16 protein-coding genes are annotated in these 25,336 nt (G+C 56.8%); 5 read left to right on the top strand and 11 right to left on the bottom strand.

The window, feature by feature from the left end; all coding sequences use genetic code 11:
• Window positions 1–59 precede the first annotated feature (59 nt).
• Both HUO12_RS07545 and HUO12_RS07550 read left to right on the top strand, forming a co-directional pair.
• Window positions 60–1,031 carry a type II secretion system F family protein gene (locus HUO12_RS07545; protein WP_176272992.1) on the top strand — a complete coding sequence of 324 codons (972 nt, stop codon included), beginning with the start codon at window positions 60–62 and terminating at the stop codon, window positions 1,029–1,031.
• 22 nt (window positions 1,032–1,053) lie between these two features.
• Complete coding sequence (locus HUO12_RS07550; protein WP_176272993.1) at window positions 1,054–2,061, top strand: type II secretion system F family protein; 1,008 nt, start codon at window positions 1,054–1,056, stop codon at window positions 2,059–2,061.
• A 57-nt stretch (window positions 2,062–2,118) separates the two neighbouring features.
• On the opposite strand, the gene HUO12_RS07555 is transcribed toward HUO12_RS07550, so the two are convergent.
• From HUO12_RS07555 to HUO12_RS07580, 6 genes are all read right to left on the bottom strand, one after another.
• On the bottom strand, window positions 2,119–2,586 hold the full coding sequence (locus tag HUO12_RS07555) for a MarR family winged helix-turn-helix transcriptional regulator (RefSeq protein WP_176272994.1): 468 nt from the start codon (window positions 2,584–2,586) through the stop codon (window positions 2,119–2,121).
• A 75-nt stretch (window positions 2,587–2,661) separates the two neighbouring features.
• Window positions 2,662–3,534, bottom strand: a complete 873-nt coding sequence (locus tag HUO12_RS07560) for a crotonase/enoyl-CoA hydratase family protein (protein ID WP_176272995.1) — start codon at window positions 3,532–3,534, stop codon at window positions 2,662–2,664.
• A gap of 217 nt (window positions 3,535–3,751) precedes the next feature.
• Window positions 3,752–5,110 carry a serine hydrolase domain-containing protein gene (locus HUO12_RS07565; protein ID WP_176272996.1) on the bottom strand — a complete coding sequence of 453 codons (1,359 nt, stop codon included), beginning with the start codon at window positions 5,108–5,110 and terminating at the stop codon, window positions 3,752–3,754.
• 238 nt (window positions 5,111–5,348) lie between these two features.
• Window positions 5,349–6,134: an SDR family NAD(P)-dependent oxidoreductase gene (locus HUO12_RS07570; protein WP_176272997.1), complete on the bottom strand. Its 786-nt coding sequence runs from the start codon at window positions 6,132–6,134 to the stop codon at window positions 5,349–5,351.
• Window positions 6,135–6,162: 28 nt separating this feature from the next.
• Window positions 6,163–7,335: an acetyl-CoA C-acetyltransferase gene (locus tag HUO12_RS07575; protein WP_176272998.1), complete on the bottom strand. Its 1,173-nt coding sequence runs from the start codon at window positions 7,333–7,335 to the stop codon at window positions 6,163–6,165.
• Between the two features lie 118 nt (window positions 7,336–7,453).
• Complete coding sequence (locus HUO12_RS07580; protein WP_176272999.1) at window positions 7,454–7,903, bottom strand: hypothetical protein; 450 nt, start codon at window positions 7,901–7,903, stop codon at window positions 7,454–7,456.
• 399 nt (window positions 7,904–8,302) lie between these two features.
• Here HUO12_RS07580 and HUO12_RS07585 point away from each other — a divergent pair, with 399 nt between their 5' ends.
• Complete coding sequence (locus HUO12_RS07585) at window positions 8,303–11,497, top strand: TonB-dependent receptor (protein ID WP_176273000.1); 3,195 nt, start codon at window positions 8,303–8,305, stop codon at window positions 11,495–11,497.
• A 551-nt stretch (window positions 11,498–12,048) separates the two neighbouring features.
• Here the strand turns inward: HUO12_RS07585 and HUO12_RS07590 are convergent.
• From HUO12_RS07590 to HUO12_RS07605, 4 genes are all read right to left on the bottom strand, one after another.
• Window positions 12,049–14,061 carry an alpha/beta hydrolase family protein gene (locus tag HUO12_RS07590; RefSeq protein ID WP_176273001.1) on the bottom strand — a complete coding sequence of 671 codons (2,013 nt, stop codon included), beginning with the start codon at window positions 14,059–14,061 and terminating at the stop codon, window positions 12,049–12,051.
• 108 nt (window positions 14,062–14,169) lie between these two features.
• On the bottom strand, window positions 14,170–17,664 hold the full coding sequence (locus tag HUO12_RS07595; RefSeq protein WP_176273002.1) for a TonB-dependent receptor domain-containing protein: 3,495 nt from the start codon (window positions 17,662–17,664) through the stop codon (window positions 14,170–14,172).
• A 356-nt stretch (window positions 17,665–18,020) separates the two neighbouring features.
• A complete protein-coding gene (gene clpB / locus HUO12_RS07600; protein ID WP_176273003.1) occupies window positions 18,021–20,597 on the bottom strand; it encodes an ATP-dependent chaperone ClpB in 2,577 nt (858 codons plus the stop codon).
• Window positions 20,598–20,762: 165 nt separating this feature from the next.
• Window positions 20,763–22,331, bottom strand: coding sequence for a leucyl aminopeptidase family protein (locus HUO12_RS07605; protein ID WP_332310385.1), 1,569 nt, complete (start codon window positions 22,329–22,331; stop codon window positions 20,763–20,765).
• A 101-nt stretch (window positions 22,332–22,432) separates the two neighbouring features.
• Between HUO12_RS07605 and HUO12_RS07610 the strand changes: the two genes are divergently transcribed.
• A complete protein-coding gene (locus HUO12_RS07610; RefSeq protein WP_176273004.1) occupies window positions 22,433–24,658 on the top strand; it encodes an acylase in 2,226 nt (741 codons plus the stop codon).
• Window positions 24,659–24,727: 69 nt separating this feature from the next.
• Window positions 24,728–25,027: a hypothetical protein gene (locus tag HUO12_RS07615; protein ID WP_176273005.1), complete on the top strand. Its 300-nt coding sequence runs from the start codon at window positions 24,728–24,730 to the stop codon at window positions 25,025–25,027.
• A gap of 109 nt (window positions 25,028–25,136) precedes the next feature.
• Here HUO12_RS07615 and HUO12_RS07620 read toward each other — a convergent pair whose 3' ends face one another.
• Window positions 25,137–25,325, bottom strand: coding sequence for a hypothetical protein (locus tag HUO12_RS07620; RefSeq protein ID WP_176273006.1), 189 nt, complete (start codon window positions 25,323–25,325; stop codon window positions 25,137–25,139).
• Between the last annotated feature and the right edge of the window lie 11 nt (window positions 25,326–25,336).

The following is a 25,336-nucleotide window of genomic DNA, read 5'->3' on the forward strand; positions in this document are numbered from 1 at the left end:
TCTGACCGTGGCCGCTCGCACCACAGGCGAAGAAGAATTAGGAAAGGCGGGACACGCGCATGACTACGCTCCAGCTCGTGCTGATAGTCGGCATCGTAATGGCGGTGCTTGTTGGCGGCTACATGGTGGCATTTGCAGGCTCATCTGCAAAAGCAAGCCAGCGCCGACTGCAAGCTGTGCGCTATCGCCACTCCGAAAGCACAGACACCAAGGTTGAGTCGCAGCTCAAGAAAGCCATCGCAGCTCGTAAGCCAAAGACGCACAAAGTCGCAGGCTCTGGCTCGCGTGTAGAAGCGTTGGAAATGCGCCTGGATCGTACCGGCAAGGGCTGGACGCTACAGCAGTATTTCTATGCGTCGCTGGGCCTGGCTCTTGCAGTCGCAGTGGTCGTTTATCTGCGCAGCGGCGCTCTGCTCCTTTCGCTAGGCGTTGGCGCTGTTGTTGGCGCGGGCTTCCCGCACTTGGTTGTGGGCTACTTCATCAAGAAGCGTACCAACGAGTTCAACACCAAATTCCCTGACGGGATCGAGCTTCTGGTGCGCGGTCTGCGCTCCGGTCTGCCTGTGACGGAAACGCTCGCTGTGGTGGCACAAGAAGTGCCTGGTCCGGTTGGCGAGGAATTCAAAGGCGTGGTCGAGCGCATCAAGATCGGCCGCACTATGGAGGACTCCCTTCAGGAAACGGCTGACCGCCTGGGCATTCCAGAATTCAACTTCTTCTGTATCACGCTCGCCATTCAGCGCGAGACCGGTGGTAACCTGGCAGAAACTCTGTCGAACCTTGCCGACGTGCTGCGCAAGCGCGCGCAGATGAAGCTGAAGATCAAGGCGATGAGCTCTGAATCAAAAGCATCGGCTTACATTGTTGGTTCATTGCCCTTCGTCGTGTTCATCATGGTGTGGTGGGTAAACCCCAAATATCTCAACGGCTTCTTCACCGATGACCGCCTGATTGTGGCGGGGCTTGGTGGAATGGTCTGGATGGCAATCGGCGGCTTTATCATGGCCAAGATGGTCAACTTCGAGATCTGAGCGAGGGAAAGAGAGAACAGATATGAACCCGCCCGGACCAACGCTCCTCGGCTTTGACGTCATCCTCGTCGGTTCGATCCTTGCAGGGATCGCAGCGATGGCTGTCCTTTTCGCGATCTATAACGCGGTCACGATCAAGGACCCGATGGCGAAGCGCGTCAAATCGCTGAACGACCGCCGCGAAGAGCTCAAAGCTGGCATCATCACGCAGAGCGCCAAGAAACGCACAAGCCTCGTCCGCAAGAACGAGACTGCGGACAAGGTGAAAGACACGCTCGGCAGCATGAAAGTGCTGCAGGACAGCCAGATCAAGGACATCCAGCAGAAGCTTGCTTATGCCGGTATCCGTAACAAGGATCTCGCACCGATCGTGATCCTTGCGCGCATGATCATGCCGATCGTGCTCGGTGTGATTGGCGTGACCGTCATCTACATTATCGATTACTTCCCCGATTGGGGCGGTATGAAGCGCGTCGGCGCGATGGGTGCACTGCTCTATTTCGGCTATAAAGGCCCTGAAATCTTCCTGCAGAACAAAGCGTCCAAGCGTACTAACGAGATCCGCAAGGGTCTGCCTGACGCGCTCGACCTGCTGGTCATCTGTGCGGAAGCCGGTCTTACGATTGACGCTGCATTCAACCGCGTCGCTAAGGAACTGGGCCGCGCTTATCCGGAACTGGGCGACGAGTTTGCTCTCACCGCGATTGAGCTGTCCTTCCTCAACGAACGTAAGCAGGCCTTCGACAACCTTGCCTATCGCGTTGACCTGGAAGCAGTTCGCGGCGTTGTGACCACTATGGTCCAGACCGAACGCTACGGTACGCCGCTCGCAAGCGCCTTACGCGTTCTGTCGGCTGAATTCCGTAACGAACGTATGATGCGCGCAGAAGAGAAGGCAGCACGTCTGCCTGCGATCATGACGGTTCCGCTGATCATGTTCATCTTGCCGGTGCTGTTCATTGTGATCCTTGGCCCGGCGGCCTGTTCGATCGCAGACGCTTTCGCTGGCGACGGTCCTCCGGGACGGTAAGACAGCGCTAGCTGCCCTGCTGAGAAGTAGGAAAGCAAAAGCCGGCTCGCTTCCTCTTTACGAGGAGGCGGGCCGGATGCTTTTTGCGTGCTGAAAAACCTGTTCCAGCAAGGCGCGCAGCTGTTCCTGCTGAGCCTCGTCAAGACTTGCAAAGATCTCGCTTTCGCTCTCGCGAGCGAGCGGCATGACTTCGGCATGCACCGCCCTGCCCTCTCCGGTCAGATCGAGCAGGTGCGAGCGTCCGTCGCGCATATTGGGCTGACGCGCGATCAGTCCGCGCTCTTCCAGCACTTTGCACGCGCGATTGACCGCGACTTTGTCCATCAGCGTTGCTTCCGTCAGATGCCGCTGCGTCGCCGCGCCTGAATCGCCCAGCACCGCCATCACGCGCCATTCCGGCACTTTCAGGCCAAACCGCGCGCGATAACGTGAAGCGATGACGCTGCTGACAGCGTTCGACGTGATCGAAAGCTGGTACGGCAGAAAATCTGCGAGCTGGCTCTGGCTGGTGTTCGGATCGCTCATTGCGAACTCGTTTCACACGTAACCATGTGCCTTGGCAAGCGCCTTGGCCTCAAGCCCGCATCGTAACCCTGCTAGTCAGCGATATTCCGGCTCTTCCCACCAAGGGTAGAAGTCGGGCATATCCTCGCTCACTTTGCCCGGATAGGCTGGCTCGCGCTTTTCGAGGAAGCTCGCAATACCTTCCTTCGCATCCTTGCCGCGCGAGAGCTTGTAAATCGCTTTACTGTCAACCCGGTGCGCCATCATCGGATGTTCGGTATTGGACAGGCGCCACATCATCGCGCGCGTCATCGCAACCGAAACGGCAGAGGTGTTGTCCGCAATCTCTCGCGCTAGCCCAAGCGCTGCGTCCATTAGCTCAGCCTGAGGGTGGATCGAGCGCACCAGCCCGCCGGCTTTCGCTTCCTCGGCATCGAAGACACGGCCGGAATAGCACCATTCCAAGGCCTGACTGATCCCGACGATCTTGGGCAGGAACCAGCTCGAGGCGGCTTCCGGCACGATCCCGCGCCGCGCGAACACGAAGCCATAGCGCGCATTCTCGCTCGCGAGCCTGATGTCCATCGCAAGCTGCATCGTCGCGCCGACGCCAACCGCGACACCGTTGCAGGCGGAGATCAAAGGCTTGCTCGACTGGAACAGTCGCAAGGTCAGCTTGCCGCCGCCATCGCGAACCGTCGGATCGGACAAGTCCTCGACTTCGGTCGGGTCGGAGAAGACATGGCCTCCGCCTTCCGGCGTCAGGTCTGCGCCAGCGCAGAAGGCGCGATCACCTGCACCTGTGAAGATCACCGCGCGCACGCTGTCATCGGCATCGATGTCATCCATCGCATCGCAAATCTCGCCCTGCATGTGCCGCGTGTAGGCGTTCATCTTCTCCGGACGATTGAGCGTGATGGTGGCGATCCCGTCTGCCTTTTCGACGAGAATTTGGGTATAGTTGGTCAAAGACCCTCTCCGTTTGTTTTCAGTGCCTTGCGTATATGTTGGATACGCATGTTACACAGTCCTAGGGACAATAAAATGCCCGGGCGCAAACGCCTGCAAATTGCAGGGGAAAATGAAAGGATCGCGGTTGGTTTCATGCGCGGTTGGGTAGCGCTGTCAAGGCGAGGTAGGAAAGCGGGAGGGTGTCGGCTATCGACGCGATCGCGGACGATACTGGCTATTGAATGCTATGGCCGTAATTGTCCGATGAATAATCGCTCGCAAATCCAGGCTGGAGCTCGAGCGCCGTCGCGAATGTCTCGCGGGCTTTTTCGATGTCACCTGCTCGATAATGGGCGAAGGCGAGACTGTCATGCACCTGGGGAGCATTCGGAAACAACTCGCGAAGCGTCCCGAAGATATTGAAAGCGTCATCCCACTTAGCGTCGCTCACCAAGGACATACCAAGATCATTCAGCGGGCGTCCGATGAACTGGCTATAGTCGGCAGCCTCGTATCGCGCCGGGAACTCGGACGCGAAATCCTCGGCGCCAAGATCACTATATTCGTTCCAGGTGAAAACGACCGGAGGCAGCATGATCGGGCCATAGCTCCCGCTTTGGATATAGGAATAGATCCTGCCTGATATTTCCTCGGCAACGAGGCCGTCCGTGTTCGACAGGACAACGATCTGGTAATCGTTCTCAAGGTCAAGCTCCACGGCGGTGCTGACCCCGGCTCCGCCACCAAATGCCACCCACTTTTCGCCGTCGACCGGAAAATATTCGCGAAGGGTAGAGCTTTGGGACGAGAGCAGTTCGTCCCCGTAGAAAAGTGCGCGATAGAAAGTCAGGACATCCGTGGCTGTCGCTTCGATCCCGCCATCCGGACTGTGATGTTCCGTCACGCCCACGAACAGCTTCTCCCCGTCATAGTTGAACGAGTAACGAAGCGACTGGTCAACCGCGTCCTCACGATACGGATAGATCGAGTTTTCCACCCCTAGGCGGTCGAAGATGTTCTCTTGCAGAAGATCGGCGAACGGTCTTCCCGTGGCCTTCTCCAAGATCGCGCCGAGAACGATATACCCGTAATTGGAGTAGCGGCGTTCCGCCCCGGGCTCAAACATGAGCGGCGCGTCGATGAGGAGTGCGAGCTTGTCGTCGATCGTCCGGAAGACCAGCGGGTCCTCACGGTATGCGGATGGGAAAGTGTTCGAGAGCCCCGAGCGATGGTTGAGCAGGTGGCGCACCGTGATCTTACGTGCCGTCTCGGACGGAAATCCCAGGTCGAAGCTATCGAGGTTGTCATCGAGTCCGATCACCCCGCGCTCGGCCTGCTGGAGGACGAGCACAGCCGTGTAGTTCTTCATGATCGAACCAAGGTTATACTTGGTGGCAAGCGTGTTGGGAGAGGCGGTTTCCCGGTCGGCCAGCCCGACCGCAGTCCGATAGATTGGCTGTCCTGCCTTGGCCACCACGACCGTCCCTTCGAACCAGCCGAGCTCGTGATAGGCGTCCACGATCGTGCCAGTCGCCGCAATAATGGCTTCATCATCCTTCGTAGCTGCTGTCGCCTCCGATAAAGGCGCAGCCATAAACCCCACTATAGCCGCTACTTTTGTCACGACTTTCCGGATTCTAATCATATTTCCCACGTGCTTCTTCCGCATTACGGCTCAAGCAAACGTCGGGCGCAGGCGCGAGCAAGTCAAGTTGGGGCAATATCCGCTTTCCTCCCCAGTTCCACACCTTAGCAACGAACCTTAAAAGCAAATCGCCGCCCGCGCAGTAAAGCACGGACGGCGACTTAAACATCTGAGGTAAACGCGTTGCTTAACGCGGAGCCATTCGGATCGCACCGTCAAGCCGCACGTCTTCACCGTTGAAGTAGCCGGTTTCGATCATGCACATTGCAAGGTTCGCATACTCTTCCGGATAGCCGAGACGCTTGGGGAACGGAACGCTCGCTGCAAGCGCTTCCTTCACCTGCGGCGGCGCTGCATTCATCAGCGGCGTGTTGAAGATGCCCGGCAGGATCGTGTTTACGCGGATGCCCTCGCGCATCAGATCGCGCGCGATGGGCAGGGTCATGCCGACAACGCCGCCCTTGGAGGCAGAGTATGCCGCCTGGCCCATTTGGCCATCTTCAGCCGCAACCGAAGCGGTGTTCACAATTGCGCCGCGATCGCCTTCGTCGGTCAGCGGATCAAGGCTCATCATGCCTGCTGCTGACTTGGCGATGCAGCGGAACGTGCCGATCAGGTTCACCTGGATCACGAAGTCGAAAGCTGAAATCGGGAAGTGCTTGATTTCGCCGGTCTGTTTGTCACGGCTGGCGGTCTTGATCGCATTGCCGATGCCTGCGCAATTAACGAGGATGCGCTCTTGTCCGTGCGCTTCACGGGCCTTCGCAAAGCCTGCATCAACGTCTTCATCGCTCGTCACGTTGACCTTGCAGAACACGCCGCCAATGTCGGCTGCAACCGCTTCGCCCTTTTCTTCATTCATATCGAAGATCGCGACCTTTGCGCCCTTCGCTGCGAGCGCACGCGCTGTTGCTTCACCGAGACCCGATGCGCCGCCAGTAACAACTGCAGGGGTATTTGCACTTACTTCCATTTCAAATGTCCTCTCAGAATTGAGTCGCTTAAACAGCCTCGATAATGGTGACGTTGGCAACGCCGCCGCCTTCACACATCGTTTGAAGCCCGTATTTCTTGCCGTGAGTGTGCAACGCATGAACCAGCGTTGCCATCAATTTCGTACCCGATGCGCCCAAAGGATGGCCGAGCGCAATCGCGCCGCCATGAACGTTCAGCCGTTCGGGATCCGCACCAGTATGCTTAAGCCAGGCGAGCGGCACGGATGCGAACGCTTCATTCACTTCGAACAGATCGATGTCGTCGATCTTCATGCCAGCACGCTTCAGTGCGCGGTCAGTCGCGAAGAGCGGCTCTTCCAGCATGATCACGGGATCGCCAGCGGTGACCGTCAGATTATGGATGCGTGCCTTGGGCGTCAGATTGTGGCGCTTCAGCGTCTCCTCATTCACCACCAGCACAGCTGAGGAGCCGTCGCAAATCTGGCTCGCCGACGCCGCTGTCAGCGCACCTTCGGGATTGATCAGTTTGACGCCAGCAATCCCTTCGAGCGTCGCGTCGAAGCGAATGCCTTCGTCGACGGTGTGCATGTCTTCGCCTTCGGGCGTTTCGACAGCAACCGGCACAATCTCGCTTTCAAATGCGCCAGATTGAGTCGCTGCGATCGCTTTCTCATGGCTGGAGAGCGCGAACTGGTCGAGCTCGTCTTTCGAAAAGCCGTGCTTCTTCACGAGCATCTCTGCGCCCATGAACTGGCTGAACTGAACGCCGGGATATTTCGCCTGGATGTCGGGCGACATGTAGTGTCCTAGACCCTCCTTCATGTGGAAGGTCGCATTCGAGCCCATCGGCACGCGGCTCATGCTTTCAACGCCGCTCGCGATGACAGCATCTTGCGTGCCGCTCATCACGGCTTGTGCTGCGAACTGAATGGCTTGCTGCGAAGAACCGCACTGGCGGTCAATCGAAACGGCAGGCGTTGATTGCGGCAGAAGCTTGGAAGCAAGCACGCCCATGCGGCCTACCTGCATAGCCTGCTCGCCCGCCTGCGTGACACAACCTGTCACAACATCGTCGATTGCCGCAGGATCAATGCCGCTGCGCTCCACCACCGCATCAAGCGATTTTGCGAGCAGATCGACGGGGTGAACACCAGCGAGCCGCCCTCCCCTGCGTCCGCCTGCAGTGCGGACGGCGTCAACGATATAGGCAGTAGTCATGGGGGCAAACTCTCCTCGGTTGCAATTCGCCACCGGAGTAGGAGTGGTTTACGTTTGCGTCAACTGGGATTGTGCGGTGTGCCGCCTAGGAATGAGACGGTCTCGCCTGCCCCTCAGATTACTTTACGCGCTTGATCCGGACGAAGGGATCATCATCGATCGACGCAAGGAAGCTACCCAGTGCAGCGCGCTTGATAAGGACGCTATCGCCTGAGCGAGGACGCAAACGGTTTTCAGGTTCAGTCGTGTGCCAGACCGTCCCGTCCGCGAGTTCCAGCTGCCACTGCTTGTAGCCGAACTCCTTGGCTTTGCTGACCGTAGTGGTCACTTCCTTGACGACATTCGTATCATCGTCATCTCCGCCAAAAATGCCCAGATCAGGCAGCGAAAGGCCAAAACGACGACGCTTTGTCTCTTCGATCTCTTTTTTCTCGATGACGATAACTTCGCGGCTTTCAGTCGCTTCTTCGAGGACCTTCGTCGCGCGATCAAAACACGCGAGGCGCTCCATCGGATCACTGATTGACTGACACTGCTTGACGTCGCTGACGACGTCGGCCTCTTTCATGTCATCTACAGCGCTCCCGCTCTGCATAAGGGCAAGAATTGCAAGCGATTCAATCAGTGTCATAACGATAGTGATCCCGATGGTAGTTCAATTCGCGCAGTGCCGCGCTCGACACCGGACCTAGCGCCTTTTCAAGCACAGGTGCAAGTCACTCGATTCCAGCTTGTAATTCAAGTGTGACAGGCGTGTTGCAACATAGCCACAACGGCAGAGATTGTAGGGGAATTCAGGGCATTTTCATTGAATTTGAACCGGTCTCGGGCGAAGCACGCCGCAGTTTGGGGGTCGTTTCCTAAACTCTCAAAATAATGTCTTTTGGACAGGACTGGAGCCAAATACATGCGTTTAAAGACGAAAATGATAAAGTCGTCGCTATTCGTGAGTGCAGCGTGCATTGCAATGCCCGCTTTCGCTCAGGATGCGGGGGCTGATCAAGCCGAAGACGAGGAAGATGTTTCCATCGCTTCGTCGACCGGTGACACGGACACTTCGATCGTGGTCACCGGCTCGCGTATCCGTCAGGATACGTTCAACAGCCCATCACCGATTCAGATCCTGGACGCTGAACAAGCGATCAAGGTCGGGGTCAGCTCTGCAACTGAACTGCTTCAGCAGGCTCCAGTTGTAAACGGTGCGCAGATCGACGCGACGCTGAACACCAGCTCGGGTAACTCAAACGCAACCGAAGCACCGCCAACGGGTGGTACCGGTTCGTCAAACATCGACCTTCGTGGTCTTGGTGTTGAGCGTACCCTCATCATGGTCAACGGTCGTCGTCTGGGTTCTGCAGGTGCACGTGGTGCTCCTTCGCAGCCTGACATCAGCCTGCTTCCGCTGGGTCTGATCGAGCGTATCGACGTGATCACGGAAGGTGCATCAGCCATTTACGGTGCTGACGCTGTTTCCGGTGTGGTCAACGTTGTTCTCAAGGACGACTACGAAGGCATCGAGCTTTCCGGTGGTATCCAGCGTCCTGAAAACGGCGGCGGCAGCATCGAAACTTTCGGTGCAACCTTCGGCGTTGCCACTGATCGCGCTCGGCTGATGGCGGGTGTAGAATTCTACAACCGTGACCGTATTCGTATCGGCCAGCGTGACTTCACCGCAGGTGGTGCGCGTTCGATCGAAATCGGCGAAGATGGCACGATCTACGAGATCTTCATCGACGGTAACTTTGACAACTCGCTGCTGGACCTCGGCGCAAACACCCCGGGTGGAGATATCTTCTTCTTCTACACCCCGGGTCTGAGCGACACGGGCGTTCCGAACTTCTCGAGCTTCAACAACCTGCCGGCACTGCCAGCAAACGCTCGTGACTTCGGCGACGGTACGAACTTCATCTGGTTCCCGTTCTACACGGACTCCGATGACAACAACGAAGCTGACCTGGTTCAGCCTCTGAAGCGTTTCTCTTTCGTAACGCTTGGTTCGTATGACCTCATTCCGGAAGCGAACATTCAGGCTTACTTCGAAGGCTACTACTTCGAGCGTGAGCAGTTCATCCGTTCGGTTAACGAGCAGATCTTCCCGGACATCCCTGCACTGGTTCAGGAACTGGATGCCGACACAGGTACCTTCACAGGCAACCTCGTCGACAACCCGCTGAATCCGTTCGACTTCAACGTTGCACCGATCATCACGCTTGACGACATTCCGCAGGAATTCGACGTCAATGTGCAACAGATCCGCTTCGTTGGTGGTGTTCGCGGCGACATTCCAGGCGACTTCTTCGAAGATCGTGGCTGGAACTTCGACGTGAACTGGTCATACGACAAGGGTACCGGCTTCGTTTCGCAGCTGGTTCTTAACGAAGAGCGTCTCATCGCTGCTACGCAGGGTGTCTATGTTGACACCAATGGCGAAGTTGGCTGTGGCCCGATCGACCGTATCGGTGAAGGCGGCTTCTTCTCGCTGACCGAATGTCCGCTGATCAACTGGTTCGCTGACTCGTTCTATGTTGGCGGCCCGACCGGTGAAGGTGAATTCGAAAACCAGGCGCAGCGCGATTACCTCCTGGGTAACCGTACAAACCGCACGGTTATCGAGCAGACCATCTACTCGGCATTCGTAAGCGGCGGCCTTTTCGACATCCCAACGGGTGGCGAAGTCAAGATCGCTCTTGGTTATGAACACCGTGACGATGAAATCGACTCACAGAACAGCTTCCTTGGTGTGGACGGCAGTAACGCTTCCGAAAACCCTGTTGCTGAAGGTGAGACACGCGGTAGCCGTAACCTCGACGAAGTGTATGCGGAAATCCAGATCCCGCTGCTTCTCGACAAGCCGTTCTTCGAAACGCTCCAGATCGATGGTGCTGTTCGTTACACGGACGAGTCGAACTTCGGTGGTGAAGAAACCTACCGTATTCGTGGTCTGTGGCGTCCGGTTGACTGGGTGCAGATCTCAGGTTCTTACGGTACGTCCTATCGTGCTCCGAACCTGCGTGAGCAGTTCCTGGCATCGCAGGGCGGTGGTATCGGTGGCGGACTCGATCCGTGCATCAACGCCAACTTCGCGACCACCACAGACTTCTCGGATCCAAGCACGATCAACACGATCAACAACTGTATCGCTTCGGGCGTTGTGTTCACCGACGAACTGGACGTGAACGGTGTTGCAGCAGGTGATCCTGGCTTCCTTGGTCTTGATGGCCAGCCAGACACAACTCTGCTGGGTACTGCGGGTATCACCACGATCCCGACGTCAACCGGCGGTAATGCTGATCTCGAGCCTGAGACATCTACGTCTTGGACCGCAACCCTCTCGGTTGCACCTCCGATCAGCAGCGCATTCGATATCGAGTTTGCTGTCAGCTATTATGACATCAGCATCGAGAACTCAGTGCGTAACCTGGGTGCAGAAACGATCATCAATCGTTGCTTCTCAGACTTGGATTTCCCTGGTCTGACAAGCCCGTTCTGTGACTTCATCACACGTGACGCGACGGCCTCCGAGCCAACACGTTTGATCCAGAATGTTACAGCTGGCTTCGTGAACATTGGTCAGGACTCTGCAAAGGGCATCGACTTCAACACTCGCTTCAGTGCGAACCTTGAAGAACTGTTCGGTGGTCCAGATGCGGACTTCTTCATCAACGTAGCAGCTTCGTATCTCCTTGAGCGTGAAACGCAGGTGTTTGATGACGATCCGATCGATGAGCTCGAAGGTACCTTCGGTATCGACGCTGCTGGTCTTCCGTTCTCCTTCCCGAAATGGAAGGGTCAGATGACCGCAGGTCTCGGCTTCGGTGACTTCCAGATCCTGACGCAAGTCCGTTACATCGGCAGCCAGGATTTCGAGAACGAACTGCCGCTGAACACCAACCCGTTCTTCGTGATCGATCCGGTCACAGGTACGCGTGCAACTTCGACGAACTTTGGTCAGAACATCGGTTCTGAAATCTACCAGAGCTTGTCGGTAGCTTACACTTACGACGACCGTGTCGAGTTCTCGCTCGGTGTTCGTAACCTGTGGGACAACGAACCACCGATCGTTGACCGTTCAATCGTGCCACAGCGTCAGAACGCGCTGAGCTCGAGCGGCTACGACTTCGTTGGTCGTACGTTCTTCTTCAACACTCGCTTCAAGCTCTGATTTGTAGCCAGTATTGAGAAAAGAGAGGGGCGGTCTTCGGACCGCCCCTTTTTTTGTGCCGCGAACAGATACACTCAAAGAGCCAAATGGGAGCTGGCCGCTACTTCGGATGCGCCGACCCCTTCCCGTCCGGGTGTAACCGATGAAAGCCATGCCCTCCCACATGTTTGCACGACAGGCCGCAAGCCCAAGCGACACCGAGTGCCCTGCCGGATGAAGTCGGCTTGCAGCGCATTTATTCGTAGCGCGATGTGACGCAAAGCTCTGCACACAAGCGCTGGCACATAGACTGCTTCTCGCGCGACTACCGCCTTTCGATCTGCCCCAACGGGCTTGTCTCATCCGTCAGCTACCACAGCCAGACTCCTCAGCGCTTGATCGATGGCTTGATTGCAACGTCTATCGCGCAAGCACTATGGAGCCGACGATAGTCTCTGTGTGTGAAATTGTGCGACGCCGCATGCCTGCCACCTCTCTCCTGATGCCAGACAAAGAAAAGGCCCGGTCTTTCGACCAGGCCCTTCCCTTATCCGACTCGAGCTGAGGTCAGATTAGAGGCCGCCTGGCCCGCAATCGTTCTTCAGATAGTCGAGGATCTTGGTGTTCACTTGCTGTTTGTGGGTGAACATGTGGGTGTTGGAGAAGTGGTCCGCGCCTTCGATGGTCACGAACTGGCCTTCTTTCCCAGCCTTCTCAAACGCCTTCTTGTAGTCCTCATAGTGATAATACATCACGCGGCGGTCATCGTCAGGGTGGATCATCAATACAGGGATGTTCACCTTGTCGACTTCATTGATCGGGTTGATACCGATCATGCCGCGACGCTGAGACCATTCGTCCAGAGCCTTTGGCGCATTGGGATCGCGACGGCCCTTATACTGCTTTTCCGCGTCTGCCACAGCCGCACCTGCAATGGTGCACTGATACAGATTATCCTCGCGTGCTGCCGCTACGAGTGCAGCATAGCCACCATAGGACCAGCCGAAGAAGGCAACGCGATCCGGATCGACGAGGCCCTGATCGATGAGGTACTTCACACCATCATCCTTGTCGTCCTGCATAGCGAGCCCGTGCTCACCATAACCGGCATCGAAGTGCTTCTGACCCCAACCGGTCGAAATACGGTTCTGCGGACGCAGAACCATGTAACCGGCATTGGCAAGCATCATGCTCCAGTCGTCAAACAGCACCACGTTGTTCACATGAGGGCCGCCATTATGCTGAACAACCAGCGGGAATGGGCCTTCGCCCTTTGGTTTCACGATATAAGCAGGAATCTCGAGGCCATCACGAGCCGTGTAGCGAATGTACTCGACATCAGGCAGCTGCTCTGGGTTGAGCAGAGGATTACGGCTGCCGAGCTTTGCCATGCGGCCATCCTTCACTAGCCAGAATGACCCTGGATCACGCGGACCGACATTGCGTACGATCATCGTATTCCCGTCACGCGACCTGCTCGTAATCGACACCTGGTGTGCGTAGGGAATCTGCTGGAGGAACGCTGCATGAAGCGCGGCATGCTCTTCGTCGAGCCATGCCACCTCATAGCGTGCGCCCGGATACATCGCGCCGACCAGCTTTTCATTGCCTGGGACGGTATGGGTAATGATGCCCATGATGTCGCCTTCTTCGGCCTGAACGATCTTCTCGCCCCATTCACTGGTCTCGAAATTGAACTCCCACAGCGCTGCTTTGTCTTCGCCATTGCGGTTTTCTATGACGTAGCCCATCGCCGGGTTGTCTTCACTGAAGCCTTGAACGCCGTGAATGCCGCTCAACACCCGATAAAGATTGGCCTGATCATCGAAGTCCATCGCCAGCGCAGGGATCGGATCACCCCATGAGCTTTCACCTGGCATACGGTGATACACTTCGAGGACATTCGAAGTCGGATTGATGCGCGTGGAAATGCGTGGATTTCCATCATTATCAAACTGAATCGTCGGGTGCTTCTCGTTACCTTTGATCACGAGCTGTCGCGAGCCGCGCTCAAGATTGAAACGGTAATAAGCGCGCGGACGGAAAGCCGCGAACGGATCGACACCAGTGGGATCCGGGATCGCATTGCCAGAACCGATCAGGATCGTGTCCGGCTCATTTGGTAATGTGTTTACGAGGCCAAAATTACCAGGCAGTTCGGCGAATTTGTTGGATTCGAGGCTGTAAGCAAACGCCTTGTAGCTGCGGATATCTTCTTCAGGGCGCGTGACACGCTTGCGCACAACATCCCATGCAGTGCCAAAGATGTAGTTATCGCTCACCCAACGAGCCTGGATGATCTCCATCGGATCCGCATTCAAGCGGCGCAGCGGCTTTGTCATGTCATCTGTAGAGTAGATCTCCATCAGATACTCGCCCTCTTTGCTTTCAAGCTTGTGGACGAGGACGTGCTTGCCGTCAGGGGACACCTGCACAGCGTTGACGACACTGCGCAGAGACCAAACATCGACGGGAATAGGCTCAGCAGCTTGCTGTGCGCCTGCCGGCGAAGCTGGAGCCATAGTCAGGCCAAGAGCAGATACGCCGACCATTGCGGCGATAAGTGGAGCTTTCAAAGAATTCATATGCGACTCATTCCGAGGGTGAAAACGAACGTTAGTAAATCAAAAAGGCGACCCCAAAACAAGTGTTTGGAGCCGCCTTTTTGCATATCCCATCAAATATGAACGGGATCAGAAGTTGTACTGGATACTCGCGAAGAATTCGCGGCCATCATAATCGTAGCCTGCACCGATTGCCGTATTTGCGATCGCAGGACCTTCAGCGCTGTCGATCTGCGGCGGTGCGGTGTCGAAGATGTTGTCGATACCAGCGATGATGGTGAAGTTATCCTTGCGGTAACGCAGCGACACAGTGTGCAGGAACTGATCATCACCAAAGCCAACGTTGCGGCAGAATACACCGTCACCCTCAACACCAACATCACCGGCGCCCAAACAAGTGTTACTGAAGCGGTTCGGCTCCAAGTCACCATTAGGTGCGACAGGGATACCGTCCGGGCCGTTCTGGAACACGTCAGCAAAAGCATCGATGTTATCGATGTCCTGGACGAATTTGCCAGTGTAGCGCAGCTGATAGGTCAAACGCAGGTTGTCGACGTCAGCTGTGAAGATTGCGCGGCCACTCCACTTTGGAAGGCCCAGCTCACCCACATCGTCGTCAAAGGCGATATCGCCATTGTCATTGATGAAGGTCGTGCTGCGCTCAAGCAGGCGGTTCGCACGGATATCGAGACCAAAGTCTACAAACTTGCCGAAGACCGGCCATTCCTTGCCGAAGCTCGCATTGATGTCCATGCCGCGAACATTCTGCAGGTCAAAGTTCAGGAACTCGCTGCTCAACGTGTCGATCAGACCACGGTCGAATGAGTTTACGACGCCGTTTAGTGGGTCATAAGTCAAACGATCGCAGAACGGGCTACGCGTGCCATCAGTACGCAAGAAGCAGTCATTGATCACGAACTGCTCAGCCGGCTCAATGATCGAGTCCTTCACTTTAATGTCGTAGTAATTGAGACCGATGTTCACATCAAAGCCGTCACCGATCACCTCTTCGAAAGCAAACCCAGCGGTGATGGAACGAGACGTTTCCGGATCAATGTCGAATGTACCGCCAGAGATCGCGCGAACACTGGTGTTCTGAACCGGCTGCGTGTTCGGCGCCAGACCAACCTGAGTTGGGTCACGTCCCTCACGCTCACAGTTTTGAAGCACTTCGTCAGGGCGGGTTTCGTTAGCCGCAACGTAGCCCACACCGAGTTCAAACGCTTCGTTTGGAACCGCGCATGGATCGAACAGCGTCAGGAAGCCCTGTTGAGCCTGCAAGAAGTTCTCGCGCAGGTTCGGCGCACGGAATGAGGTGCCGTAGCTGAACTTGAACAGCAGCGGAGCCACCGGACGCCAGCCACCTTTGATCGAGTATGTGAAGTTCGTTCCATAGAACTCTTCCTTCGTAACACGACCAGACAAGTTGACGGTCAGCTCTTCAACCATCTTCTTGCCCGCCATCAGCGGAAGATCGAGCTCGCCGAAGCCTTCGACGATGTACTTGTCACCCACCGCGCCAAGGTCCTGGCTGAATGCGAAGAACAAGCCGTTTGACGCCACCTGGTTCGGGTCGGAATCAATCGAGTCCTTGCGGTATTCCGCACCGACAACGGCACCTACCGGGCCACCTTGCAATTCGAACAGGTTACCTGTGACGAAAGCGGAAAGAATCTTCTGCTCGTAAACGGTATCGAATGACCGTTCGCCGAAGAGGTAATCACGCTCAGCCTGCGTCGCGAAGTCGCCGATTGGCGTAGCCAGCAGCGAAGGCGCAAACAGGTTAACCGGCACACAGCCTTCGATGAGCCCATCAGCAGCAGCAGTCGGGTTCGCAAGCGCGCTTGCATCGCAAGGCGTAATGCCCGGGTCGCCATAGAAAACGCCGAACTGGTTCAGATCGCTGTAGTCATCAGCAATTCCGTCTCCGGTATTATCGATGATGCCGTCGCCGTTGAAGTCGATGGTCGGGTCGATACCCAGAGCGAAAGCCAGACGGTCTTCGCGGACACCGCGACGAACAGAAGCGCCTTCAGAGCGTGAGTAAACGAATGACGCATCGAACTTCCAGCTTGAGCCAATGAACGGAAGGTCACCCTTGATGCCGAGAACACCACGATACTGCTCTTGCGTCACGTCCACATTGTTGCGGTCGCCTTCAACAGAGATGATCGGGAAGACCGAAACGTTTACGCCAGTAGGTTCGCCCGGGAAGAAGCCGCCCGGACCCCAAATCGGAACGCCGCCAGAGAATGGAGCAAACAATGCGTTATCGATAGCGCGACAGTCAGCCCCGCCCGCATCAATGTTACACGGGTTGAACTGGTTTTCCGCCGGAACATCCGGGAAAAGGAACGATTGGAACGCATTGTCCGACCGAATACGCGCCCGGCTGTAATTCGCTTCAAAATACGGCGTAAGGTTAGCAGCGCCAGGGAGCGTATACTCACCGTAAGCCATTGCGTTGAACAACTTCTGCTGGCTCAGGAAAACACGGCTCAGATCAGCGTTGCTGCCGTTATAGTCTTGGTCATCAACGTCACGGATGCCGTCAAAGTTGAAATCCAACGGATCGAGGAACGCGTTTTCGCGGGTCGCAAAGCCAGGAAGTCCGAAGAACTGCAGGTTGTCGAAGGTGTCACCGCGCTGGAAAAAGACCGAGTTCAGGAAAGTGTTGTTCGGAACAAACCGACCGGTCACCGACTCAATCTTACAAGAGCTGTTCGCACTGGTCGTGATCTGACCGAATGGACCACCAAAGCTGTCACGCTCGACCAAAGCGCGCGTGCGCTCGTCAATAGTGAAAATGTTGCCGTTCTCGTCAACTTCCAGATGCTCGTTACAGCCCTGGAAAAAGTCACGGTCGCGGAAACGAATTGTGTCACGATAGTCGTATTCGACACCAAGACCGACAAAGCCGCGGTCCAGGTTAATGCCGTATGCGCCGCTGATCGTGAAGTCTTCACCTGCGCCCTGCGGGTTGATCTCACCGCGAGCAAATAGCTCGAGACCATCGAAGTCCTTACGCAGGATGATGTTACCGACACCGGCAACAGCGTCCGAACCATAGATTGATGATGCACCATCGAGCAGCAGGTCAAAGCGGTCGATCAATGATGCAGGAAGCAAGTTGATCGACGGGTTGACCGGAGCGCCTTCCACACCGGCAGGTGCGAGACGGCGGCCATTGACCAGCAGAAGCGTACGGTCTGCACCAAGGCCGCGAAGGTTCAGTGTGGCTGAGCCCGGACCGTTGTCGAGGACGAAGCCCTGGAATGTCGCGTCAATCTGCTGACCCGCAGCGGACTCGTCGCGCTGCAGGATTTGCACCGGATCGAACAGGCCAACATCACGGGATTGTTCTGTCGTGATAACCTGAAGGGGCGAAATGCTCGAATAAGTGTCGCGAACGATACGCGAACCCGTAACAGTGATGCCACCTTGGAATTCTTCTTCGACTGCACCGCCGGTCGTAATATCGACCTGCTCTTCTTCCTCTTCCTCGACAACTTCTTCAGCTGGCTCTTCAGCGTCCTGAGCCAAGGCCGGCGCGCCCATTACCAGCGCAATTGCAGATGCGGAAAAGGCAAGGCCCTTCACGGTATTCGTGTGAAACTTTTTCATGATTACTCCAGTACCCAACCCGAGACCAGAATATGAAGTTCTTCAAAATACCGGATCAAATGCCTGCCCCCGCAGCCATTGCTTATAATCTGATAATGAAGAGAATCTGGGCCCTCTAGATGGGTCAGGGTGTGAAGGAGAGATTAACGCTTGTCAAAGGTCGATCCACCGCTTTTGCAACCACTGTGGCGGGATTCCCACATGCCCTTATTTGACGACATTTTCTTCGCCCAAGAGGGCCAATATTGACCAAAAATTTCACAAAACGACATCTAGACTTACACTTATGTCAATAAGACCGATTAGCTTACAGCGCTGACTACGGGAATCCCGACCACGGAAGCGAGCGCGCGTAATTAAACGACAGTCATATTAAGCTCGCCATCGCCTTCATCGATGCTGACTGTGGTGCCATCAGGGATTTTGCCTTCGAGGAGCATTTCAGCGAGCGGGTCCTGCAAATAGCGCTGCACCGCGCGTTTCAGAGGCCGCGCACCATAGACCGGATCATAGCCGACCCGGCCAAGCCAGCGAAGCGCCGCTTCCGTCAGATCGAGCGTGATCTTGCGATCCTTCAAGAGCTTCTGGACGCGGTTCACCTGGATCTCCACGATCGGCGCCATGTGCTCCATGCTCAAGCGGTGGAACAGGATGATCTCGTCTAGCCGATTGAGGAATTCTGGCCGAAAATGTCCGCGCACGACGTCCATCACATCGTTCTCGACATCCGCGACCTTGCCGTCATCAGGCAGGTTCGAAAGGAACTGCGAGCCCAAGTTGGACGTGAGGATGATAAGCGTGTTGGAAAAGTCCACGACGCGGCCTTGCCCATCAGTGAGGCGGCCATCATCGAGCACTTGCAGCAGCACGTTGAACACGTCCGCATGCGCTTTCTCGACTTCATCGAACAGGACGACCTGATAGGGCCTGCGCCGCACAGCCTCGGTTAGCACGCCGCCCTCATCATAGCCGACATACCCGGGAGGCGCGCCGATCAGCCGCGCAACCGCATGCTTCTCCATGAATTCGCTCATATCGATGCGCACGAGCGCCTGATCGTCGTCGAACAGGAAGCCCGCGAGCGCTTTGGTAAGCTCGGTCTTGCCGACGCCGGTCGGGCCGAGGAATAGGAACGATCCAAGCGGACGGTTCGGGTCCTGAAGGCCAGCGCGCGCACGACGCACAGCCTTTGAAACACTTTCAACCGCTTTCGCCTGACCGATGACACGCTTACCAATGATCTCTTCCATCTGGAGGAGCTTCTCGCGTTCGCCTTCCATCATCCGTTCCATCGGGATTCCGGTCCAACGGGCGACGACAGAAGCGATGTCCTCTTCCGTCACTTCTTCGCGCAACAACGCGTTTTCGGTTTGGTCTTCAGCCTCGTCGAGCTTCTTCTCAAGCTCGGGAATCTTGCCGTAAGAAAGCTCGCCCGCCTTCGCCAAATCGCCTTCGCGCTGCGCTTGCTCAAGCTCCAGCCGGGCTGCATCAAGCTCTTCCTTGATCTTTGCTTCAGCGTTGATCTTGTCGCGCTCGTTCTGCCAGCGCGTCGTCAGTTCAGCGCTTTCCTGCTCAAGATTGGCAAGCTCTTCGCGCAACGCCGTCAAGCGGTCTTGCGAGGCCTGATCGTCCTCCTTCGCAAGTGCGCTTTCTTCGATCTTCAGTTGAATGATCCGGCGATCCAGCGATTCAATCTCTTCCGGCTTGGACTCCACTTCCATGCGGATACGCGAAGCCGCCTCGTCCATCAGGTCGATGGCCTTGTCCGGCAGGAAGCGGTTCTGGATGTAGCGATTGGAAAGCTGCGCAGATGCGACCAGCGCGCTGTCCGTAATGCGGACGCCGTGGTGCAGCTCGTACTTCTCTTTAAGGCCGCGCAGGATCGAGATCGTGTCTTCGACGCTCGGCTCTTCGATGTAGACCGGCTGGAAACGCCGTTGCAGTGCCGGGTCCTTCTCGACATATTTCTGGTATTCATCGAGCGTGGTTGCGCCAATGCAATGCAGCTCGCCACGCGACAAAGCGGGCTTCAACAGGTTGGACGCATCCATCGAGCCTTCCGAGGCCCCTGCCCCGATCAGCGTGTGCATCTCGTCAATGAACAGAATGATCTGGCCGTCTGCGCCTTTCACTTCGTCGAGCACAGACTTCAAACGCTCTTCAAATTCGCCGCGATATTTCGCGCCCGCAATCAGCGCGCCCATATCGAGCGACATAAGCGTGCGCCCCTTGAGGCTATCCGGCACATCGCCATTTGCGATGCGCAGCGCGAGGCCTTCCGCAATCGCGGTCTTACCGGTTCCCGGTTCGCCGATCAGTGCGGGATTGTTCTTGGTACGGCGAGCAAGGATCTGAACCGTGCGGCGGATCTCTTCATCGCGCCCGATAACCGGATCAAGCTTACCTTCGCGGGCTGCTTGCGTGAGGTCGCGGGCATACTTTTCCATCGCATCATACGCATCCTCTGCGCTCGCGGAATCGGCTTTGCGACCACCGCGCAGTTCCGTGATCGCGCGCTCCAGCGCCACCGCATCGACATTGGCTGAAGTCAACGCTTCGCCGGCCTTCGTCTTGGACACCGCCAATGCAACCAACAAACGTTCAACCGTGACGAAGCTGTCGCCCGATTTCTCTGCGATCTGCTCTGCCTGGTCGAGAACGCGCACGGCATCATTGTCGAGGCCCGGTGTCGCTTGGGCACCGCCGCCGGAGACGGAAGGGATCTTGTCGAGTTCGCGATCGATCGCATCCACTGCAAGCGCTGCATTGCCGCCCGCACGTTGGATCAGTCCTGCCGCCATACCTTCCTTGTCTTCAAGCAAGGCCTTTAACAGATGCACAGGCGTGATCCGCTGGTGCTCCATCCGGATCGCAACAGTCTGCGCGCTTTGCAGGAAGCCCTTGGCGCGGTCAGTGAATTTTTCCAGGTTCATGACTGATCCTTCATGTGATTTCTCACTTCAGATAGTGTTGCATATCCGCAACACAACCCCTCGGCCAAAATTCCGAGGTGTGTTAGTCACATAGGTAGGTCCTGCGGGAGAAGGCGCAAGCCCCCTCCCCACAGAATAATCAGCCTCTTTCTGGCGAACCGCGCCTTATTGCGGACGCCAATTGCGCGCCAGGTCATCGAGCAGCATGACGCCAAACCCGCGCGAACCCTTGGGCACAAGCGGACGATCCTTGGAGCTGCGGTCGGTCGGCGCCATGTCGATATGGATCCACGGCATGTCTTCCGGCACGAAGAACTCGATGAAGTGCGCACCGGAGCTCGCGCTCGGGCTGATGCCGCTATTGCGGACGTCGGCAATCTCGGACGTGCGCACCGCTTTGCGATAGGCAGGGTGGAGCGGCAAGCGCCACAGCCCTTCAGTGGTCCGCTCAGCTGCTGCAAGCGCTGCGTCGGCATACTCATCTTCGCGGGCGAAGACAGCCGCATATTCCTCACCCAGCGCACGGACCGCGCCGCCGGTTAGCGTCGCGATATTAATCACCGCATAAGGATCCTTGCGATCGACCGTGTATTCAATCGCGTCGGAAAGCACCAAGCGGCCCTCCGCATCGGTCGAGAGGATTTCGATAGTCTTGCCAGAATAAGTCCGCACAATATCGCCCGGACGCTGCGCATTGGCGCTAGGCATATTCTCTGCGAGCGCCGCGACCGCGACTACATGCACAGGCGCTTTGGACTTGGCCAAGCTCAGGATCGCGCCGCTGACCGCAGCCGCGCCGGACATATCGCCTTTCATTTCCCACATGCCGCTGTTCGGTTTGATGGAAATGCCGCCTGTATCGAATGTGATGCCTTTGCCCATCAGTGCGAGAGGCGGGCCGCCAGCGCCTTTGTAAGTCATCACCATCATGCGGCTTTCACGCGGGCTGCCTTGGCCCACACCGACAATCGCGCCCATATTGAGGCGCCGCATGTCTTCAGGCTCAAGCACTTCGATTGTGACATTGTCGACACCGCGCAGTGCTTCGCGAACGCGCGCAACAAAGCTTTCCGGATAGATCACATTGGCAGGCTCGCTAACAAGATCGCGCGCCATCCGCACGCCCTCGGCCAAATGCGCATGACGGCCCGCAAAGAGCGCTTGAGCGGCGCTTGCCTCAGAACCGACGACAGTAATGGCATCAGCAGGCGGCGCTTTGCGGTCGCTGTCATAACGGTCAAAGCGATACTGGCCGAGCGTCGCGCCAAAACCGATATCAGCCATCGCCGCCGCATCGTTCACGCCAGCAATCGCAATCGGCGCTTTCACTGACTTCAGCTTCTGGACAAGATTGCCGCCCACTTCGCGCCAGTCGATGCTCTCGCCTTCATCGGGAGCGACACCCATCAGCGTGATCTTCGCAGCACCCGGCGCTGTCGGAATATCAAGCGTCTGGCCGTCCTTGCCTTCAAATTCCTCGGCTTCGATCCAGGCGGCGGTTGTGTCGGGAAAAGCTATCCCTGACGGCACGTCCGTCCCATTCATGATCACCACGAGAGCCGCATCCTCAGGTGCGATCTGTGCGAAGCTGACCGGACGCTCCTCACTGTTCTGGACCGTCGCGGGGACAACGCCAGAGCCGAGGACCTGCTGCGCCGCTACTGGCGCAGCACTCAAGGCGAAGGCTACAGCTGTGAGTGGAAGAGCGAGTTTGGAAAGCCGGTTGGAAATCACTGGGGGTCCCTTTCAATTGCGAAATCAATTGCTGCGCGGTGTTGACCCGCGCCCATACGAAAAGCAATGTCCTGCCAAATAAAATCGACAAAGGGGTGAGGATGTTCCGCAAATGGCTTGTGCGCGCTGCGTTCGGATTGGTAGCGATTGGCTTGATCGCATTTGCGGCGCTGGCGACGTGGGAGCCGTTCTTCGCCGATGAAGGTAAAGCGCCGCCCAAGGACAGCTACAGCGCAGAGATCATCCGCGACGATTTCGGCGTGCCGCATATCTACGGCAAGCGCGATGTCGATGTCGCGTTCGGCGTTGCCGTTGCGCATGCGGAGGATGATTTCTTCACATTGCAGGATGTGATCGCGATGGCGCGCGGACGCTATGGCGCCATCGCTGGTCGGGAAGGCGCGGCCATCGACTATGTATACCATTTGCTCGATGCACGCGGCACGGCAGAGCGAGAATTTCCTAATCTGCCCGCAGAAACACAAGCGCTGTTCAACGCTTATGCAAGCGGCCTCAACCATTATGCGGAAAAGCACCCTGACGAGATTAAGCTTGCGAACCTCTTCCCGGTAAACGGCGAAGATGTCGCTGCCGGATTTGCCCTGCGTCAGCCTTTCTTCTTCGGTCTCAACAATGTCATCCAACCGCTCGCTGAAGGCGAGCCGTTGAGGCGCGAATTTGGTCCTGACATTCCCGGTTTCCCGCGCGATGCCAATGGCGATATTATCGGGCCGGACTTTGACGGAGAGCCCTCGCAAGCCCGCGCGCATCCCTTGCCTTGGGGGGAAATGGGCGCGCTCTCAGGCTCGAATGCTTTTGCGGTTTCGCCTGAAAAGGCTGGGGGCCCGACCACGCTCATCTCGAACTCGCACCAGCCGCTGCGGGGCGGTGTCGCATGGTATGAAATGGTCGTCGAAAGCGAGGAAGGCTGGCACTTTGCTGGCGCAAACTTTCCCGGCTCGCCTTACCCTTTTCTCGGTCATAACCGACATCTGGGCTGGACCAATACCGTCAATCGGCCTGACATGGTCGATGTCTACGAACTGGTGATGGACCAAAGCGGCGAGCGCTATCAGCTCGACGGCCAATGGCGCGATCTTGAGGCGAGAACCGTCACGCTGCCTGTGAAAATTGGCCCCGTTGTCCTTCCGATCCGCCGCACGGTCTATCGCAGCGCGCACGGCCCGGTCATCAAGAACGACAAGGGCGTCTTTGCTTTCCGTTACGGCGGTATGGATCAGATCGAACAGCTCGACGCCTATTACCGCTTGAACAAAGCGACGACGATTGAGGAATGGCAGGCGCAGATCGCGCGCATGGCGATCCCGTCGACCAACTTCATCTACGCCGATGAAGCGGGCAATATCGCTTATGTCTACAACGCCGCGATCCCGGATCGTCTTTCCGAGGTTGACGGCGAGCGGATCAACTGGCGTGGCATATTGCCAGGCGATCGCAGCGATCTGATCTGGGAAGGCGCGGTCGAATATGCAGAGATTCCCAAGCTCATCAATCCTGCCTCGGGCTGGCTCTATAATGCCAATAACGAGCCTTTTACGGCAGCCGGCGAAGGCAGCGACTTGGATCCGACAGATTTCTCGCCTGTCCTCGGCGTGGAGCTCAAGCAGACCAACCGATCGCGCCGTGCCTACAAGCTTCTGTCTGAAGCAAACCTGCTCGACCGCGCGAACCTAGAGCGTATAAAGTATGACACGGCTTACGAGCGAGCGGGCTATGTGGCGGACCTGTGGGACGCGGTCGAAGGACTTGATCCTGGGGACGATGCGGACCTCGCCGAAGCGCGCGACCTGATGCTCAGCTGGGACTTCACAGCCGATAACAAGGGCGCTGCCGATGCGATCGCCTTGCTGATGATCCGCGATTTCATGTCTGCCGAGTATCAGAACAAGGATCTGCCCGATGTAGAAGAGGCGCTCAAAGATGCCTCATCTCACCTGTTGGAGCATTTCGGCCGCCTTGATCCGCCAATGTCGGAACTGTTGCGGCTACGCCAAGGCGATGTCGACCTACCTCTGGATGGCGGCTCCGACACGCTGCGCGCGTCCACCACCTGGCGGGTGGATGATGACGGCCGCTTGAGCCTGGTCCATGGCGACAGCTTCATCCAGTGGGTTGAATGGAAGACTGGTGAGCGTGTGTTCTCGCGATCAATCCAGCCTTTTGGCGCTGCAACCACGCGACCTGAAAGCCCGCATTACACCGATCAGATGCAATTGTTCATAGATCACAAGCTCAAGCCGGTGAATTTCTGGCGCGAAGATGCGCTCGCGGCGGCAAAGCGGCGATATGTGGTTGAGTCTAACTGACAGCTATGTAAACAGAATGCTGGAACGTGGCGCTCAACGGCGGCGCGCTTTACTTTAGAGGAGATTTCAATGTCTGTTGCTGGAACTTACAACACCACCGTCAAGAGCCCGATGGGCGATCAGAGCGGTACTTTCACCGTCGAGGATAATGGTGATGGCACTTTCTCGGGCAACATGGCTGGCGGTATGGGCAGCATGGATGTTGAAGACGGCAAGGTCGACGGCAACACGCTGACCTGGAAAATGAACATGACCGTTCCAATGCCGATGACGCTCGACTGCGAAGCGGTTGTCGATGGCGACAGCTTGACCGGCAATGTTAACGCAGGCGCATTCGGCGCGATGCCACTCTCGGGCACGCGCGCTTAAGCCGCATCTTTTTGAACACGCAAAGGGCCGTCGGGAGCGATCCCGGCGGCTTTTTTGTACTGGTTGCTGATTTCAGAATTTGGGGTGGAGAGCGGACGTTCTTATGTGGCTATGCCGTGCCATCTAGAAGGGCCATCACTTCATCGAAGTCCTCATGGACATTGACTTGTGCACCCCCGGAGAAATTGAGGATCGCGCCCCTTTCGCCCTTACCGACAAACAGCACTTGCGCAATTCGGCAAGCCACCCCCGAGCCATCGGTTCGGTGAAGCAGTACAAATTTAGATTCTCGATTCATCGCAGTTCCTT

The sequence above is a fragment of the Altererythrobacter lutimaris genome (assembly GCF_013371495.1).
Taxonomy (GTDB): Bacteria; Pseudomonadota; Alphaproteobacteria; order Sphingomonadales; family Sphingomonadaceae; genus Erythrobacter; species Erythrobacter lutimaris_A.

What these genes read in the sequence shown, in the direction of transcription:
- HUO12_RS07545 (WP_176272992.1), top strand. Translation starts at nt 60, where the DNA reads ATGACTACGCTCCAGCTCGTGCTGATAGTCGGCATCGTAATGGCGGTG.
- HUO12_RS07550 (WP_176272993.1), top strand. Translation starts at nt 1,054, where the DNA reads ATGAACCCGCCCGGACCAACGCTCCTCGGCTTTGACGTCATCCTCGTC.
- HUO12_RS07555 (WP_176272994.1), bottom strand. Translation starts at nt 2,586, where the DNA reads ATGAGCGATCCGAACACCAGCCAGAGCCAGCTCGCAGATTTTCTGCCG.
- HUO12_RS07565 (WP_176272996.1), bottom strand. Translation starts at nt 5,110, where the DNA reads ATGGCTGCGCCTTTATCGGAGGCGACAGCAGCTACGAAGGATGATGAA.
- HUO12_RS07570 (WP_176272997.1), bottom strand. Translation starts at nt 6,134, where the DNA reads ATGGAAGTAAGTGCAAATACCCCTGCAGTTGTTACTGGCGGCGCATCG.
- HUO12_RS07575 (WP_176272998.1), bottom strand. Translation starts at nt 7,335, where the DNA reads ATGACTACTGCCTATATCGTTGACGCCGTCCGCACTGCAGGCGGACGC.
- HUO12_RS07580 (WP_176272999.1), bottom strand. Translation starts at nt 7,903, where the DNA reads ATGAAAGAGGCCGACGTCGTCAGCGACGTCAAGCAGTGTCAGTCAATC.
- HUO12_RS07585 (WP_176273000.1), top strand. Translation starts at nt 8,303, where the DNA reads ATGCCCGCTTTCGCTCAGGATGCGGGGGCTGATCAAGCCGAAGACGAG.
- HUO12_RS07590 (WP_176273001.1), bottom strand. Translation starts at nt 14,061, where the DNA reads ATGAATTCTTTGAAAGCTCCACTTATCGCCGCAATGGTCGGCGTATCT.
- HUO12_RS07595 (WP_176273002.1), bottom strand. Translation starts at nt 17,664, where the DNA reads ATGAAAAAGTTTCACACGAATACCGTGAAGGGCCTTGCCTTTTCCGCA.
- clpB (WP_176273003.1), bottom strand. Translation starts at nt 20,597, where the DNA reads ATGAACCTGGAAAAATTCACTGACCGCGCCAAGGGCTTCCTGCAAAGC.
- HUO12_RS07610 (WP_176273004.1), top strand. Translation starts at nt 22,433, where the DNA reads ATGTTCCGCAAATGGCTTGTGCGCGCTGCGTTCGGATTGGTAGCGATT.
- HUO12_RS07615 (WP_176273005.1), top strand. Translation starts at nt 24,728, where the DNA reads ATGTCTGTTGCTGGAACTTACAACACCACCGTCAAGAGCCCGATGGGC.
- HUO12_RS07620 (WP_176273006.1), bottom strand. Translation starts at nt 25,325, where the DNA reads ATGAATCGAGAATCTAAATTTGTACTGCTTCACCGAACCGATGGCTCG.